This window comes from Dokdonella sp. (assembly GCF_019634775.1).
Classification (GTDB): domain Bacteria; phylum Pseudomonadota; class Gammaproteobacteria; order Xanthomonadales; family Rhodanobacteraceae; genus Dokdonella.
On sequence record NZ_JAHCAS010000003.1, the window covers coordinates 1 to 14856 of the forward strand.

General features: G+C 64.1%; 13 protein-coding genes and 1 pseudogene. 8 read left to right on the plus strand and 6 right to left on the minus strand.

Translation table 11 applies throughout. The features are described 5' to 3' along the window. Window positions 1–1347: S8 family serine peptidase (locus KF907_RS13820; protein WP_291221272.1), on the plus strand; the 1347-nt coding region annotated here is incomplete at its 5' end. Between the two features lie 1212 nt (window positions 1348–2559). On the opposite strand, the gene KF907_RS13825 is transcribed toward KF907_RS13820, so the two are convergent. The 3 genes from KF907_RS13825 to KF907_RS13835 form a co-directional block, all read right to left on the minus strand. Then, window positions 2560–2913: a carboxymuconolactone decarboxylase family protein gene (locus KF907_RS13825; protein WP_291221274.1), complete on the minus strand. Its 354-nt coding sequence runs from the start codon at window positions 2911–2913 to the stop codon at window positions 2560–2562. Window positions 2914–3064: 151 nt separating this feature from the next. Then, window positions 3065–3415, minus strand: coding sequence for an ArsR/SmtB family transcription factor (locus KF907_RS13830; protein WP_291221275.1), 351 nt, complete (start codon window positions 3413–3415; stop codon window positions 3065–3067). Between the two features lie 2 nt (window positions 3416–3417). Further along, window positions 3418–3807 carry a rhodanese-like domain-containing protein gene (locus KF907_RS13835; protein WP_291221277.1) on the minus strand — a complete coding sequence of 130 codons (390 nt, stop codon included), beginning with the start codon at window positions 3805–3807 and terminating at the stop codon, window positions 3418–3420. 156 nt (window positions 3808–3963) lie between these two features. On the opposite strand from KF907_RS13835, the gene KF907_RS13840 reads away from it, so the two are divergent. The 3 genes from KF907_RS13840 to KF907_RS13850 all read left to right on the plus strand — a co-directional run bounded on the left by KF907_RS13840 (window position 3964) and on the right by KF907_RS13850 (window position 8510). Next, the gene (locus KF907_RS13840) at window positions 3964–4167 is read left to right on the plus strand and encodes a YgaP family membrane protein (RefSeq protein WP_291221279.1); all 204 of its coding nucleotides are present in this window, start codon (window positions 3964–3966) and stop codon (window positions 4165–4167) included. 108 nt (window positions 4168–4275) lie between these two features. Continuing rightward, complete coding sequence (locus tag KF907_RS13845) at window positions 4276–5256, plus strand: efflux RND transporter periplasmic adaptor subunit (RefSeq protein ID WP_291221281.1); 981 nt, start codon at window positions 4276–4278, stop codon at window positions 5254–5256. Beyond that, window positions 5253–8510 (plus strand): efflux RND transporter permease subunit, encoded by a 3258-nt coding sequence (locus tag KF907_RS13850; protein WP_291221283.1) that lies wholly within the window; start codon window positions 5253–5255, stop codon window positions 8508–8510. Before KF907_RS13845 ends, KF907_RS13850 begins: the two co-directional genes overlap by 4 nt. Before the next feature lie 214 nt (window positions 8511–8724). Here KF907_RS13850 and orn read toward each other — a convergent pair whose 3' ends face one another. Then, window positions 8725–9303: an oligoribonuclease gene (gene orn, locus KF907_RS13855; RefSeq protein ID WP_291221285.1), complete on the minus strand. Its 579-nt coding sequence runs from the start codon at window positions 9301–9303 to the stop codon at window positions 8725–8727. Window positions 9304–9397: 94 nt separating this feature from the next. Between orn and sbcB the strand changes: the two genes are divergently transcribed. From sbcB to KF907_RS13870, 3 genes are read left to right on the plus strand one after another with little or no spacing between them, the layout of a single operon-like run. Next, entirely contained in the window at window positions 9398–10828 is a 1431-nt protein-coding gene (sbcB, locus tag KF907_RS13860) for an exodeoxyribonuclease I (protein WP_291221287.1), read from the plus strand. 22 nt (window positions 10829–10850) lie between these two features. Further along, window positions 10851–11540, plus strand: a complete 690-nt coding sequence (locus KF907_RS13865; RefSeq protein WP_291221288.1) for a DUF2461 domain-containing protein — start codon at window positions 10851–10853, stop codon at window positions 11538–11540. Continuing rightward, window positions 11537–12721 carry an MFS transporter gene (locus KF907_RS13870; RefSeq protein WP_291221290.1) on the plus strand — a complete coding sequence of 395 codons (1185 nt, stop codon included), beginning with the start codon at window positions 11537–11539 and terminating at the stop codon, window positions 12719–12721. The genes KF907_RS13865 and KF907_RS13870 overlap by 4 nt, the downstream gene beginning before the upstream one ends. Window positions 12722–12853: 132 nt before the next feature. Here KF907_RS13870 and KF907_RS15460 read toward each other — a convergent pair. Both KF907_RS15460 and epmA read right to left on the minus strand, forming a co-directional pair. Next, window positions 12854–12946: pseudogene (locus KF907_RS15460) on the minus strand (amino acid--tRNA ligase-related protein); the annotation flags it as partial. Between the two features lie 170 nt (window positions 12947–13116). Beyond that, a complete protein-coding gene (epmA, locus tag KF907_RS13880; RefSeq protein WP_291221292.1) occupies window positions 13117–14073 on the minus strand; it encodes an EF-P lysine aminoacylase EpmA in 957 nt (318 codons plus the stop codon). A 153-nt stretch (window positions 14074–14226) separates the two neighbouring features. Between epmA and ahpC the strand changes: the two genes are divergently transcribed. Beyond that, complete coding sequence (gene ahpC, locus KF907_RS13885; protein ID WP_291221294.1) at window positions 14227–14790, plus strand: alkyl hydroperoxide reductase subunit C; 564 nt, start codon at window positions 14227–14229, stop codon at window positions 14788–14790. The last annotated feature ends 66 nt before the right edge of the window (window positions 14791–14856 follow it).

Sequence of the window (14856 nt, forward strand, 5' to 3'; positions counted from 1 at the left end):
CGTGTAGTTGCAGCAGGCGGCTACGATCCGAACATCGCTTTTTGGGATGAGTCGCCGGGGAGTCAGACATTCTGCCCAACCCCAGGAAGCGAGCGCGAATGCGGGTCAAACTATACAAACAACTTCGGCGAGCCCCCGCAGGAACTCGTAGCTGCTGCAAAGTCCGTTTTCTCGACGATCTATCCCGGCAAGGACTGGGCACCAACGCTTGAATGTGGTGATTCCTTCGGTACGCCGTCCGGTGACGGTCTTGGCCTTTGCACCGGCACGTCCATGTCCGCCCCCCAGATCTCCGGCGTGGTCGGCATCCTGCGCTCGATCAATCCGCTCGCAACGACCAGCAAGCCCGTTCTCGGCTTTGGCGATGTGGCTGGTATCCGTAGCGTACTCGCGCAGACCACGTTCGAGGCGCAGATCGCACAAGGATGGACGCCGACGTTCGGCCATGGTCGCGTCGATGCGGCCGCAGCAGCCCGGCGCATGCTCGGAACGGTTCAAGGGCGCACCGTGAAGAACAGGGTAACTCCGCTGTTTCGGCTGTACGGCGCCAACGCGAAGGACTATGCCGACACGACCTCTCCCCAGTTCGCAATCGCAATTGCGATCAACCAGGCGGGTGCCTATCAGACACAAGGCTCTCTGATCCCCGGCTATGACGAATTCCCGCCCGACCCGGGAGCCGAAACGCCGCTGCCCACGCCGCGCGCCGCGATCTACGTGCTCACCACGGAATACAAACCGCGCCCCGAATGGCCGGCGCTCGTTCCGCTCTACCAGATGGACCGGTCACGAAACTATCCGATCGGATGCACGCCGCCGACGCCAGGCTGTAACACCAAGAATAGGGACTACATCCTCGTCACGACGACGGCACATATCGAACAGGCGTATGCGGATGGGTACAAGCTGCGCACCATTCAGGGCTACATCTACCAGCCATGCACCGTGGAGCCGGCCTGCATCCCGCCTGGTACCGAAAAGATGTATCGCGCCTGCAAGACAGCAGATGACGATTGCGCGACGTTCCTCGAAAGCGAGCGCACCACGTTCGAGGCCGCTGGCTATACCGCAGCCTATCCGAGCGGCAGCAACAAAGTGCTGGGCTACGCCTATCCCTATGCCGACAACGACCCTCCGCGTTTCCCTGGTGGTCCGGTAGGCGATGGACTGGTCGACGGTTTCGAGTGGGTGATCGGCACGAAGATCGACTCTTGGGATTCCGACGGAGATGGGGACGGCGATGTCGAGGAGTTTCCGATGGTCGGTGTCGCTGTAAGCGATCCCTGTAGTGGCTTGGGTGGTTACAGCTGTCCAGCGGATGTGATCTTCAAGAACGGGTTCCAATAGTCGGCAAAACTCATCGGCGTTCATGACCAGCAGGCTACATGCGGTGCCGAATCAATTTCCCTTTGCTACGGATTGCGCAGACATCGCTTCAAAGTTCTCCCTGGCAGCGACACTTGGTATCGATCCGTTGCAACACGAAATCGCCTCGCAGTTCGACTCGCTCTATCCGAGTTCCGTATGTCAGCGCGAAATCTCAGAGTGGTGATCGAATGTCTTCCCCGTAGTCGAATCCGAATATCCATATTTTGAGCTAATAGGCCGCCTCGCCGCCTCGCGGCCTCAGCGCCTTGCTGATAAAAAAACACGTAAAATCAAAGGCATGGGGCGTAAACTGCGAATTTCTCAGGAATCCCTGCCAACCCTCAACTACTACCGGCAACTCGCCGAGAGGCCCGTTGCCGAGCTGGTCTGACTTAAACCAAACAGCCTCCACGAAAGCCGGGGCGGTTCACGACGCTAGTATGCATCAAAGTAGCTCCAACGTAGTGCCGAATTTGGGCGCTCATAGGACATTAAAATCGGCGGCAAACAATGGGGCTTTGTTGGGGTATCTGCCGACTTCGGGTTAGTTATTTGGACGATTTGGAGTGCCTTGTTGACCGAACTGAGGGCGATTGATTGGAAGCAGACACCGATGGCCCGCATTTTTCGGCGTTGCGTTCCCAATGGCCCGCATTTTTTGGCGTTGCGTTCCCAATGGCCCGCAATTTTTGACGGCAGTTCTCGGTGGCACGGAGAAAATTGCGTCGTTGGCCCGCATTTGTGGCGTTGGCGGCACACATCGGATTTCCGGGAACAACGAGGACAGTGAAAATGTCGAAGTCCGTTGGGCCAACGGCAACTTGGAAGAGCGCGCGCGTCCTGGAACCGGTTCTGGCTGGTCATTGTGCGCATAATGCATATTATGTCAAATACAGAATCGCCGCGGAATACTTCTCGCGCCGTTGCTCGCCGCCGTGCCGCGCTTCGCCGCATGGCAGGAATTCGTATGCGCGGCACCCTGCCTGCGGCGCATCCGGCAACGAGCAACGCCGCACCTGCCGCCACCGCGCTGGCCAGGAATGTCCTGATCAATCCCACAACGGCGTGACCGTCCTGTGCGGGCGCAGATCAAGGCGCGACGGCGAAGCCAGACTGGCCGTCCGCCGAGCCGGCGCGAAGCAGTTTTCGGTGACAGCTTGTTGAGCAGCGAAGCAGCAACGGTTGCAACAGTCACCCCGCCGCCGAGAACTCCTCATAAGCCGCCAAGGCGTTGGCGGCATACATCAGCGACGGGCCACCACCCATGTACACGGCCACGCCGAGCATCTCCCTGAACTCCTCGGCTGTAGCGCCGAGACGGACCAGTGCCTTGGCATGAAAGCCCAGGCAGGCATCGCAGCGGTTGGCGACACCGATCGCCATGGCGATCAGTTCCTTCGTCTTCTCGTCGAGCGCGCCGGGAGCGAGCGCGGCCTTGCTGAGTGCGCCGAAGCCTTGCATCACATCGGCGTTGTGGGTGCGCAGCGGCGTAAGGTTCCTGGAGACATTGCGGGTCAGGTCGGTGTAGGAGGTTGTGGCTGACATGGAGGGTCTCCGTTACGGGATGGTCGGGAAAGTCATGGAGCAGGAAATTGCAGGGACGGGGCGAGCAACGAGTTCGGGGCGAATTGAACGCGCCGGCTGCAATCCGCGCGGGTAGCCGGCTCCACGCTGCGCGGCCAAGTCAAGAATGCGATCACGCCGCCCTCTTCCTGCCACGTGTGCGCAGCGGCGCGCAGTAGATGCCGTGCAGGGCACCCATCACTTCCGCCCCTGGGCCGGGCATCAGCGAATAGAAGATCGTCTGCGCCTCGCGTCGCGTCTTGACGAGGTTCTCCTCGCGCAGCACGGCCAGGTGCTGTGACAGTGCCGACTGGCTGAGATCGAGCAGGTCGTTGATCTCACCGACTGAACGTTCGCCATCGGCCAGCAGGCACAGGATCTGCAGGCGCTTCTCATTGGCCAGGGCCTTCAGCAGGCGCGCGGCGTCGCCGGCATGAGCCTGCATGGCCGAGAGATCGAACGTTGTCTTGATTTGGGTTGCCATCGTCACTCCGTAGGGATCGCCGGATTGGCGTTGCGCCATGCCTCGAAGCCGCCGGCAAGCGAAAGGACGTCGGTGAAGCCGAGTTCCTGCAGGCTGTCGGCCGCCAGCGCGGAGCGACCGCCCGTGCGACAGTACAGGACCAGTCGGCGCGAGGTATTGGCCAGGGATTCTTCCGCGACGCAGGCCATGGCCGGATGCGCGTGGATCTGGAATTCGAGCACGCCTCGCGGGATGTTCACCGCTCCCGGCAGGTGACCCTGCGCGTATTCGCCTGGCTCGCGCACATCGATCAATACGACGCCACCTTGAGACATGCTGCTCAGATCGGTCGGCGAGACCTCTCGGATACGTGCGCGGGCTTCGGTCACGAGTTGTTCGACGGTGCGTGTCATGGCGGCCCTCCGAATATCAGTTGAAATTAAAATAAGACGATACTAAATTAGTGTCAACCGGCGGTACGGCGCCCAGCCCCTACCCCCGGCACCTTCGAGTCCGAACGCATGGCCGAAGGGAACGCACGACAATCACACGACCCGGGAGACATCACCATGAACATCGACCGTGCCATTCTCGCCTTCGCCGGCGTGATGATCCTCGTCAGCCTCGCGCTCGCCCATTATGTTTCACCGTTGTGGCTGTGGCTGACGGCCTTCGTCGGCGCCAACATGCTGCAGGCCAGTTTCACTGGCTTCTGTCCGACGGCGTTCGTTTTCCGCAAGCTCGGCCTGTCCAGCGGCTGCGCGTTCAAGTAGGGCTCCGACGTGAAGCCTGGCGTCATTGGTGCCCGCCGTTCTGCCCTGCCCTTGCTGTTGGCCTCCGCGCTGGCGGCCTGCAGTGGCTCGGGCGAGCCCGTATCGGTCATGACGATCGGCAGTCTGGACACGCTGGAGGTCCGCGCGGCCGATCACACGCAGGGACGCGCCTGGGATGGCGTGGTCGAGGCGGTACGCCAGGCCACGCTGTCGGCACAGACCAGCGGCCGCGTTGCGGAAGTGCTGCATGACGTGAACGATCGTACTGCAGAGGGTGCGGTGCTGGTTCGGCTGAGCGCTGTGGAGCAGCAGGCCGGCGTGGACACCGCGCGCGCGCAATTGCGTGCCGCGGAGGCCGTTGCTGCCGAAGCCGAAGGCAACTACCGCCGTTACCTGGAGCTCTCGCAGGCACACCACGTATCGAAAGCACAGCTCGATCAGATGCAGCGCGCACGTGATTCAGCCTTCGCCACGCGTGATGCCGCGCGGGCGCAGCTCGCGGCCGCGGGCCAGCAGACCCGCTACACCACCATCCGCGCCCCCTGGCCTGGCATCGTCAGTCGTCGCGACGTCGAGCCAGGCGAAAGTGTCGGCGTCGGCCAACCATTGATGACGCTGTTCTCGCCCGATGCCCTGCGCGTCGAGGTCGGCATTCCTCAGTCGGATGCCGCCGAGGTGCGCGCACGGCCGAGGGCGGATCTCGTCTTCGATGATGGCCGTCGCGTCGAAGCCGCCGAGGTGATCGTGTTTCCCGCCGCCGATCCGGCGACGCATACAGTCAGGGTGCGCGTGCAACTGCCGCCCCTCGATCCGGTGCCGGTGCCGGGAACCACGGCCAAGGTCGTGTTCCCCGCACTGGGCGGCGCGACGTATGCGCAGGTACCGCTGGCGGCACTGATCCGGCGTGGCGAGGTCAATGCGGTATACGTGCTGACGGACGGGAGGTTGTCACTGCGCCAGGTTCGACTCGGCGAACATGCAGGCGATCGTGTCGACGTGATCGCCGGACTGCGGCCGGGCGAGGCCATCGCCGCCGACCCGGTCGCCGCGGCGCAGGCGCTCGCGGCGGCACGCAAGGGCATGAAATGAGCACGCGGGACGCCACGTCGCGGCTGGATGTTTCCGGCCGCATCGCCGCGCTCTTCCAGAGCAATCCGCTGACGCCGATTCTTGCGCTGATCGGCCTATTGCTCGGCCTGATTGCGGTGGCAGTCACGCCGCGCGAGGAAGAGCCGCAGATCGACGTCACCATGGCCAATGTCATCGTGCCGTTCCCCGGAGCCGACGCGCGCCAGGTCGAGCAGATGGTGACGTATCCGCTCGAACAATTGTTGTCGGAAATCGAGGAGGTGAAGCACGTCCACTCGATCAGCCGCCCCGGCATGGTGGTGGCGACCGTGGAGTTCGAGGTCGGCGTGAAGCGCCAGCCAGCCCTGGTACGGCTGTACGACAAGGTGTACTCGCACCAGGACTGGATGCCGGCGAATCTCGGTGTCGGCCAGCCCATCATCAGGCCCAAGGGCATCGACGACGTGCCGGTAATGGCGCTGACCCTTTGGACCGACGATACGCAACGTGGTGCGCGCGAGCTGGCCGAAGTCGCACACACCCTGGAAACCGAGCTCAAGCGCATCCCCGGCACGCGCGACGTGTTCACGATCGGTGCGCCGGAGCGCGCGTTGATGGTGGAGCTCGATGCGACGCGCTTGGCCAGTCATGGCCTGACCGTGCACGACCTTGCCGGCACCTTGCAGGCGGCGAATCTTGCCCGCCAGGCCGGCGAGCGTGTCGGCGCGGATGGTGTGGTGCAGGTGACGTCGGGCCGGTTTCTCGCCGACCGTGGCGAAGTGGCCAACCTCGTGCTCGGCATGGCCAACGGACAGCCGGTGCGATTACAGGACGTCGCCAGCGTGCGCGATGCCACCGATGCGCCGTCGAGTTACGTCTGGCACGGCGCGCCGCCGGGTCGAGAAGGCCCTGCCAGTGGCGTTGCGCCAGCAGTCACGCTGGCCATCGCCAAGAAGCCGGGCAGCAATGCCTCGGACATCACGCGCACCGCCCTGGAACGGATCGACGCCTTGCGCGGACAGATCATTCCCGAGGGTATCCACGTTGAAGTCACACGTGACTACGGCCTTACCGCCAGCGACAAGGCATCGACCCTGATCCGCAAGCTCGTGTTCGCAACCGGCTCGGTGGTGCTGCTGGTGCTGTTCGCGCTCGGCCGTCGTGAGGCCATCGTGATCGGTACTGCCGTGGTGCTGACGCTTGCGCTGACCTTGTTCGCCTCGATGGCGATGGGTTTCACGCTCAATCGCGTCTCGCTGTTTGCTCTGATCTTCTCGATCGGCATCCTCGTCGACGACGCCATCGTCGTGGTCGAGAACATCCACAGACACATGGCTCGTGGCGGGTTGTCGCTGCGCGAAGCGATCCCGCCTGCGGTCAACGAGGTCGGTGGCCCGACCATCCTCGCCACATTCACCGTGATCGCTGCACTGATGCCGATGGCCTTCGTCTCCGGGTTGATGGGTCCGTACATGCGCCCCATTCCGGTCAACGCCTCGGTCGGCATGTTGCTGTCGCTGGGCATCGCACTGGTGGTAACGCCGTGGCTCTCCTTGAAACTGCTGCGTCGCCACGCCAGCAGCGGTGGCGACGCGCAGGACGCAAGCGCGCATGCCCACGGCACCATGGCCGCACGCCTGCATCGAATGTTCGAACGGTTGATGCGGCCGTTCCTCGATGACCGGAGCGGCGCGCGCCGCCGACGCTTGCTGTTCGTGGCGATGGGGATGCTGGTGCTGCTCGCCGCGAGCCTGGCAGGCTTCAAGTTGGTCGTGCTGAAGATGTTGCCGCTGGACAACAAGTCGGAGTTCCAGGTCGTGGTCGACCTGCCCGAGGGGCGCACGCTCGAGGACACGGGAGCATTGCTGGCTGATCTCACCGCCGTGCTCGATCGTGTTCCCGAGGTTCGGCACTATCAGGTTCACGCCGGCACCGCTGCACCGATCAACTTCAACGGCCTGGTGCGTCAATACGACCTGCGCACCGGCGCAAACGTCGGCGACGTGCAGGTGAATCTGGTCGACCGCCACGAACGCCGACGCAAGAGCCACGAAATCGCGGTCGCACTGCGTCCGTTGCTGGCCGACGTTGGCCGGCGTCACGATGCGTCGGTCAAGCTGGTTGAAGTACCCCCGGGTCCGCCGGTGCTGTCGCCAATCGTCGCCGAGATCTACGGTCCCGACTATGCACGCATGCGCGAGGTCGGTCGTGCACTCGGGCAGCGCTTCCTCGAAACCGAAGGCATCGTCGACGTCGACACCAGTGTCGAAGCCGATGCGCCGCGCGAGCTGATCCTCATCGATCGTGTGCGTGCCGCACGTCTCGGCGTTGCACAGTCGGAGATTGCCGAAGTCATCGCCGCCGGCCTCTCTGGCCTGGACGCGACCCATGTCATCGATGACAGTTCGAAGTATCCGCGCCCGATCCGCCTGCGCCTGCCGGTCTCGGACCAGGCCACGCTCGATGGCCCGCTCGCGCTGCGCGTGCGCGGCAGTGATGGCCGACTCGTGCCGCTGTCCGAGCTGGTGACCGTTCAGCGCACGGCGTGGGATGGCGCCATTCATCACAAGGATCTGCTGCCGGTGGTCTACGTGATGGGTGATGAAAGCAGCCGCATCGACAGTCCGCTGTACGGCATGTTCGATCTCGTCGACCAGATTGCCGGCAGCGCCATCGAGGGGCAGCACCTGGCGCAATCCTTCATCCGCCAGCCGGCAGACATCACGGGTTTCGGCATCAAGTGGGATGGCGAATGGCAGATCACCTATGAGACCTTCCGCGACATGGGGCTGGCCTATGCAGCAGGCATGATCCTGATCTACCTGCTGGTGGTGGCATGGTTCCGCGACTACGTGCTGCCGCTGGTGATCATGGCACCGATTCCGCTGACCGTGATTGGCGTGATGCCGGGCCACGCCCTGCTCGGCATGCAGTTCACCGCCACCTCGATGATCGGCATGATCGCGCTGGCCGGCATCATCGTGCGCAACTCGATCCTGCTGGTCGACTTCATCAACCACGAGCTCGCTCGCGGGCGTTCGCCGGCCGACGCCGTGGTGGACGCCTGCGCCGTACGCGCGCAACCGATCGCGCTGACCGCATTGGCGGCCATGGCCGGCGCGCTGTTCATCCTCGACGACCCGATCTTCAACGGCCTGGCGATCTCGCTTGTGTTCGGCATCCTGGTTTCGACCGCGCTGACCTTGGTGGTCATTCCCCTGCTCTACTACGGCCTGCTCGCGCACCGCAGCCGGCTAACGGATGCCGCGCCATGACCCGTCCGCTGCAGCGACGACGTGGCGTCATGCTGATCACCGTGCTCGTGCGCTGAAGGCAGCCGCACCGGTCCAGCGCAATCGCCCGCATCGAATGGATCCCACGATGCGGACGATTGCCTGGCTCCCGCTCCCCGAGCGATATCGGCGACGCCGCAACGCAGCACCAGGACTGCACAAGATTCGATGCTCGGGATGAACCACTCCCAGAGTTTCAGTCCGGTGATCCGCCCAGCTTGCCCATGAACGCCCGGTAGTAACGCAGCTCGGCGATCGAGTCACGCACGTCGCTCAGGGCGGTGTGGGCGGATTCCTTGGTGAAGCCCTTGTACGCATCCGGCGCCCAGCGCCGCGCGAGTTCCTTGATCGTCGACACGTCGAGGTTGCGATAGTGGAAGAAACGTTCGAGACGCGGCATCAGGCGGTGCAGGAAGCGGCGGTCCTGACAGATTGAGTTTCCGCTCATCGGCGACTTGCCTGGCGGCACCCATTTCACGAGGAACTCGACGGTCAGCGCCTCGGCTTCGGCGAGACCCACCTGCGATTCGAGGACGCGTTTCCACAGCCCGGACTTGCGGTGCTGGTTGCGGTTCCACTCATCCATCGCGAGCAGGCGTTCCTCGTCATGGCGGATGGCAAACTCCGGCCCTTCGGCGAGCACGTTGAGTTCGCGGTCGGTAACGACCGTGGCGATCTCGAGAATCGAATCGGCATCGGTATCGAGCCCGGTCATCTCCAGATCGATCCAGACAAGGTGATCCTCGCCGACGAACGGCGCGCGTTCCACAGACATCGCAATCCCCAAGGATGGAATGGGGCCGATTATTGCGGCCGCATGACGCCGCGCCAAGCCTCGCCACCGGCCGGCACGGTGTAGCATGCGGTCAATGACCGCGACGACGCTGTTCTGGCACGACTACGAAACCACCGGGGCCGATTCGCGCCGCGACCGCATCGCGCAGTTCGCCGGGATCCGCACTGACCTCGAACTGAATCCGATCGGCGAGCCGGTGATGGTGTTCTGCAAGCCGGCTGCGGACGTGCTGCCGCATCCGGATGCCTGCCTCATCACCGGCATCACGCCACAACAGATGGAGCGCGAAGGTCTCATCGAGGCCGAATTCGCCGCGATTGTGCAGGACGAGCTCGGTGCGCCAGGCACCTGCGGCGTCGGGTACAACTCGTTGCGTTTTGACGACGAATTCACCCGTCACCTGCTCTACCGCAACTTCCACGACCCCTACGAACGCGAGTGGAAGGACGGCAATTCGCGCTGGGACCTCATCGACCTCGTGCGCATGTGCCAGGCCTTGCGTCCGGATGGCATCGAGTGGCCGCGGCGCGAGGACGGCACGCCGAGCTTCCGCTTGGAAGATCTCGCGCGCGCCAACGGCCTCGGTCATGTGCGCGCGCACGATGCGCTGTCAGACGTCGAAGCCACGCTGGCCCTCGGCCGCCTGGTCCATCAACGCCAGCGCAGGCTCTTCGACTACTACTTCGCCTTGCGCCGCAAGCAGCGCGCATTCGAGCTGCTCGACGTTGCCCACATGACGCCGGTCGTGCACGTGTCTTCGCGCTATCCGGCCAGCCGCGGCTGCCTGGCCGTGGTCGCCCCGCTCGCCATGCATGCAACCAATGCGAACGCGGTCATCGTTTTCGATCTCGATGCCAACCCGGATCCTCTGGTCGAGCTGGATGCCGAAGCAATCGCCGAGCGCGTGTTCGCGCGCCGCGAGGACCTGCCCGAAGACATCGAGCGCATCCCGCTCAAGCTCGTGCACGCCAACCGTTCGCCGGCGCTTGCACCATTGAGCGTGCTGAAGTCGGTTGACACCATGCGCATCGGCCTCGACGTCGAGCGCGCACTCGGCAACCTCGAACGGTTGCGCCATGCCGAAGGACTCGGCGCGAAGCTGCAACGCGTGTTCGCCACCAGTACCCCGGAGGGCGTGCCCGACCCGGAGCTCGCGCTGTATTCGGGGTTTCTGCCCGATGCCGATCGTCGATTGCTGCGCGAAGTGCGTGGCTCGACACCGGAGCAACTTGCCCTCGCACCGCCACGCTTCCGCGACCCGCGCTATGCCGAACTGCTGTTCCGCTACCGTGCACGCAACTGGCCGCAGTCGCTCACGAACGACGAGACGTCGCGCTGGTCGCAGTTCATCGAGTCGCGCCTGACCCGCGAAACGACCTTGACCACGCTCACGCTCGAACAGTGGTTTGCGACAATCCGCAGCAGGCGCACGACGGCAACACCCGAACAGCACGTTCTGCTCGACGCGCTGGAAGCCTGGGGTCGGGCACAATTCCAATTCTGACGCCGGACCCTCCCTGCCCCGAATGGCCACCCCTTACTTCACGACCGCCACATTCCGCTTCCTGCGCGAACTGGCTGCCAACAACACGCGCGAGTGGTTCAGCGCGAACCGCGCGCGCTACGAGGAGACGGTGCGCGAACCCTACCTCGCCCTGCTCGCCGACCTGCAGGCACCGCTGGCGAGGATCAGCCCGCACTACGTCGCCGACCTGCGCCGTCAGGGTGGCTCGCTGTTCCGCATCCACCGCGACACGCGCTATGCGCACGACAAGTCACCGTACAAGTCCTGGGCCGGCGCGCGACTGTTCCACAAACGCGCGCGCGAGACCGAGGCGCCGTCGTTCTACATCCACATCGAACCCGGGCACTGTTTCGTCGGTGGTGGCCTCTGGCATCCTCAGCCGGAGACCACCCGGCGCATCCGCGACTTTCTGGTCAACAATCCGTCTTCGTGGAAGAAGGCGACACGTTCGAAGACATTCCAGGCAAGTTTTGCCCTCGGCGGCGCCAGCCTAGTGCGTCCGCCGCGCGGCTATGAACCACACCATGAACTCATCGAAGACCTCAAACGCAAGGACTTCGTCGCCACGGCGGCGTTCACCGGGAAACTCGCCACCTCGACCGAACTGCACCCTTATCTGGTCGAGCACCTGAACCGGGTCGCGCCACTGGTCGACTACCTCTGCGCGAGCCTGGACCTCGACTTCACGTGAGTACGCACGCGCCGATCCCGTTCCTCCGTCTGTCCGGCTTCTACCTCGCCTACTACGCCGCGCTCGGCGCCTTCACGCCGTTCTGGAACCTGTTCCTCAAGGCACGCGGTTTCGACGTCGCCGCGATCAGCGTGCTGATGAGCCTGTGGTACGCGACGCGCATCGTCGCCCCCTCGACCTGGAGCTGGCTGGCCGGGCGCTCGCCGCGACCGGTGACGTGGCTGCGCCTGGGCTGCCTGCTCACGCTGCTCACGTTTGCGGTTTTCCTGCTCCCGCTCAACCTCGCGGCGATGTTCCTCGCGATGAGCGCGTTCTGCTTCTTCTACAACGCCGTCATGCCGCAATTCGAGGCGCTGACCCTGTCCCACCTCGGCGGGCGCAGCGAATCCTATGGCCGCATCCGCGTGTGGGGTTCGATCGGCTTCATCGGCGTGGTCCTCGCCCTCGGCGTGCTGTTCGATCATGTGTCCGTGCAGTGGTTGCCGGCGCTGATGCTGCCTCTGTACGGCGCCCTGCTCGCCAGCGCCTGCGCCAACGACTACGCACCGAGCGCGAATCAGCCCGCTGAAGCCGCATCGGATGGGTTCGGCGAGCGCCTGCGCCAACCCGGCGTCCTCGCATTCTTCGTCGTCGCCCTGCTCATGCAGGTTTCGTTCGGACCGCTCTACACGTTCTTCTCGATCTACCTCGAGGAACACGGCTACCGCGCGGCCACGCTCGGCCTCTACTGGGGCCTCGGCGTCGCGGTCGAGATCGTGATGTTCTATGCCTCGGCGCGCCTGCTGCGCCGCTTCGGCGCACTGGCCCTGCTGTTGGCCTCGTTGTTGGCGGCGGCGCTGCGCTGGACGTTGACCGGACTGTGGCCGGGGCAACCGGCCATCCTCGCCCTCGCCCAGATCCTGCATGCGCTGTGCTTCGCCGCGTTTTTCGCCGCGAGCATGCAATACCTCGCCGTGTACTTCCCGGGGCGGCACAACGGCCACGCCCAAGGCGTGTTCTACGGGTTCTCCTCCGGGGTCGGTGGCGTGCTCGGCGCGCTCGGCTCGGGGTACGCGTGGCAGTACGGCAACGGACGCCTGGCCTTCCTGCTTGCCGCCGGCGTGGCGCTGGTCGCGGCACTTGTTGCGGTGATCTGGTTGCGACCGAAACGGGACAGGCAGCAACAGAGGAAACAGCCGTAGGAAACGGCTTCAGCCGTGATGCTTTGCTTTGGGGCGATGCTTTTGCTCTGGGGCGTTGTACGGCCGAGGCATCACGGCTGAAGCCGTTTCCTGCAGCGGTGATCGTGATTCAAAGGAGTCCCGTCAGGTCGTTCAGGCCTCGTCAAAGGCAAAAGCCAGCACATCGCGGATGTCATCGCTGCCGGCGAGGCACATGAGCAGCCGTTCGATGCCCAGAGCGCGACCGAAACGGGACAGGCAACGACAGAGGAAACAGCCGTAGGAAACGGCTTCAGCCGTGATGCTTTTGCTTTGGGGTGATGCTGTTGCTCTGGGGCGTTGTACGGCCGAGGCATCACGGCTGAAGCCGATTCCTGCAGCGGTGTTCTTGATTCAAAGGAGTCCCGTCAGGTCGTTCAGGCCTCGTCAAAGGCAAAAGCCAGCACATCGCGGATGTCATCGCTGCCGGCGAGGCACATGAGCAGCCGTTCGATGCCCAGGGCGACCCCGGCACAGTTCGGCAGGCCGCTGCGGAGGGCGGCGAGCATGGCCTCGTCGAGGGGCGGCTCGACCTGGCCACGGGCGCGGCGACGCTCAAGGTCGCGAGCGAAACGCTCGCCTTGCTCGGCGGCATCGGTCAGCTCGTGATAGCCGTTGGCCAGTTCGTGCGGGCCGAGGTAGAGCTCGAAGCGTTCGGCCACCGGCGGATCGCCGGGGCGGACCCGGGCCAGCGCACACTGCGAAGCCGGCCAGTCATGGACGACGGTGATGCGGTCGCGCGGAAATCCGGGCTGGATGCAGTGCGTGAACGCGAGGTCGAGCCAGTCGTCGCGCTCCAGCCCCTCCGGGTCGATGCGCGTCGCGCCGAGTGCTGCACGCAGTTCATCAACCGGCGCGCACCACGGATCCAGCATGAGACTTGACACGAAGAGTTCTTTGTAACTAACGGAATATAAATCATATTTTTTTGAAACCAGCATGCCTGCTTCGCGCACCAGCGCGACCGTCTCCTCGGCCAGGTCGCGGTGGTCCCAGCCGACCCGGTACCACTCCAGCATGGTGAACTCGGGGTTGTGCCGACCGCCGGCCTCACCGTTGCGGAACACCCTGCCGAGTTCGTAGCAGTCGCCGATGCCGGCCGCGAGCAGGCGCTTGAGCGCGTATTCGGGCGAGGTGCGCAGCCATCGTTCGGCCGGACCGGCGATGCCAGGCCCCTTGAAGCGCGTGCAGAAACTCTCGATGTTGGGTTCGCTGTTGCCGGCGCGCGAGAGGATCGGCGTCTCAACTTCGAGCACACCACGCCGGGTGAAGAAGTCACGGATACAGGTATACACCCGGGCGCGCAGGCGCAGCGCCGCCAGCTGGCCGCTCACGGTGTCATGGCCAGCATCGCGGGGCTCGACCAAATAATAGTTCTCATCAATCGTTACGATCCCATCAATCGATTTTACGAACATCCCTCCGGCGACTAGGATGCCTGTCCAGTTCCCGGCCCACCCGTCCATCCCACACAGAAGGAAGCACCGATGTCCCTGATCAATACCACCATCCAGCCGTTCAAGGCCCAGGCCTTCCACAACGGCAAGTTCGTCGAGGTCTCCGACAAGAGCATGAAGGGCAAGTGGTCGGTCGTCATCTTCATGCCGGCCGCGTTCACCTTCAACTGCCCAACCGAGGTCGAGGACGCGGCCAAGCACTACGCCGAGTTCCAGAAGGCGAATGCCGAGGTCTACGTCGTCACCACCGATACGCACTTCTCGCACAAGGTATGGCACGAAACCTCGCCGGCCGTCGGCCAGGCGCAGTTTCCGTTGGTCGGCGACCCGACCCACCAGCTCACACGCGCCTTCGACGTGCATATCGATGAAGCCGGTCTCGCCCTGCGTGGCACCTTCATCATCGACCCGGACGGCGTCATCAAGACCCTCGAGATCCACGACAACGCGATCGCGCGCGACGTGACCGAGACCCTGCGCAAGCTCAGGGCCGCGCAGTACGTCGCAAGCCACCCGGGCGAGGTCTGCCCAGCCAAGTGGAAGGAAGGCGAGAAGACGCTGAAGCCGTCGCTCGATCTCGTCGGCAAGATCTGATTCGCGCTCCATCCGTCCCCGCAGCCAGCCATCGCCAGCCACGGGGACCCACCGAAAACGGATCGA

Coding starts and splice junctions, on each gene's coding strand:
- sbcB (WP_291221287.1), top strand. CDS start 9,398: ATGACCGCGACGACGCTGTTCTGGCACGACTACGAAACCACCGGGGCC.
- KF907_RS13830 (WP_291221275.1), bottom strand. CDS start 3,415: ATGGCAACCCAAATCAAGACAACGTTCGATCTCTCGGCCATGCAGGCT.
- orn (WP_291221285.1), bottom strand. CDS start 9,303: ATGTCTGTGGAACGCGCGCCGTTCGTCGGCGAGGATCACCTTGTCTGG.
- ahpC (WP_291221294.1), top strand. CDS start 14,227: ATGTCCCTGATCAATACCACCATCCAGCCGTTCAAGGCCCAGGCCTTC.
- KF907_RS13845 (WP_291221281.1), top strand. CDS start 4,276: ATGACGATCGGCAGTCTGGACACGCTGGAGGTCCGCGCGGCCGATCAC.
- KF907_RS13825 (WP_291221274.1), bottom strand. CDS start 2,913: ATGTCAGCCACAACCTCCTACACCGACCTGACCCGCAATGTCTCCAGG.
- KF907_RS13840 (WP_291221279.1), top strand. CDS start 3,964: ATGAACATCGACCGTGCCATTCTCGCCTTCGCCGGCGTGATGATCCTC.
- KF907_RS13850 (WP_291221283.1), top strand. CDS start 5,253: ATGAGCACGCGGGACGCCACGTCGCGGCTGGATGTTTCCGGCCGCATC.
- KF907_RS13865 (WP_291221288.1), top strand. CDS start 10,851: ATGGCCACCCCTTACTTCACGACCGCCACATTCCGCTTCCTGCGCGAA.
- KF907_RS13835 (WP_291221277.1), bottom strand. CDS start 3,807: ATGACACGCACCGTCGAACAACTCGTGACCGAAGCCCGCGCACGTATC.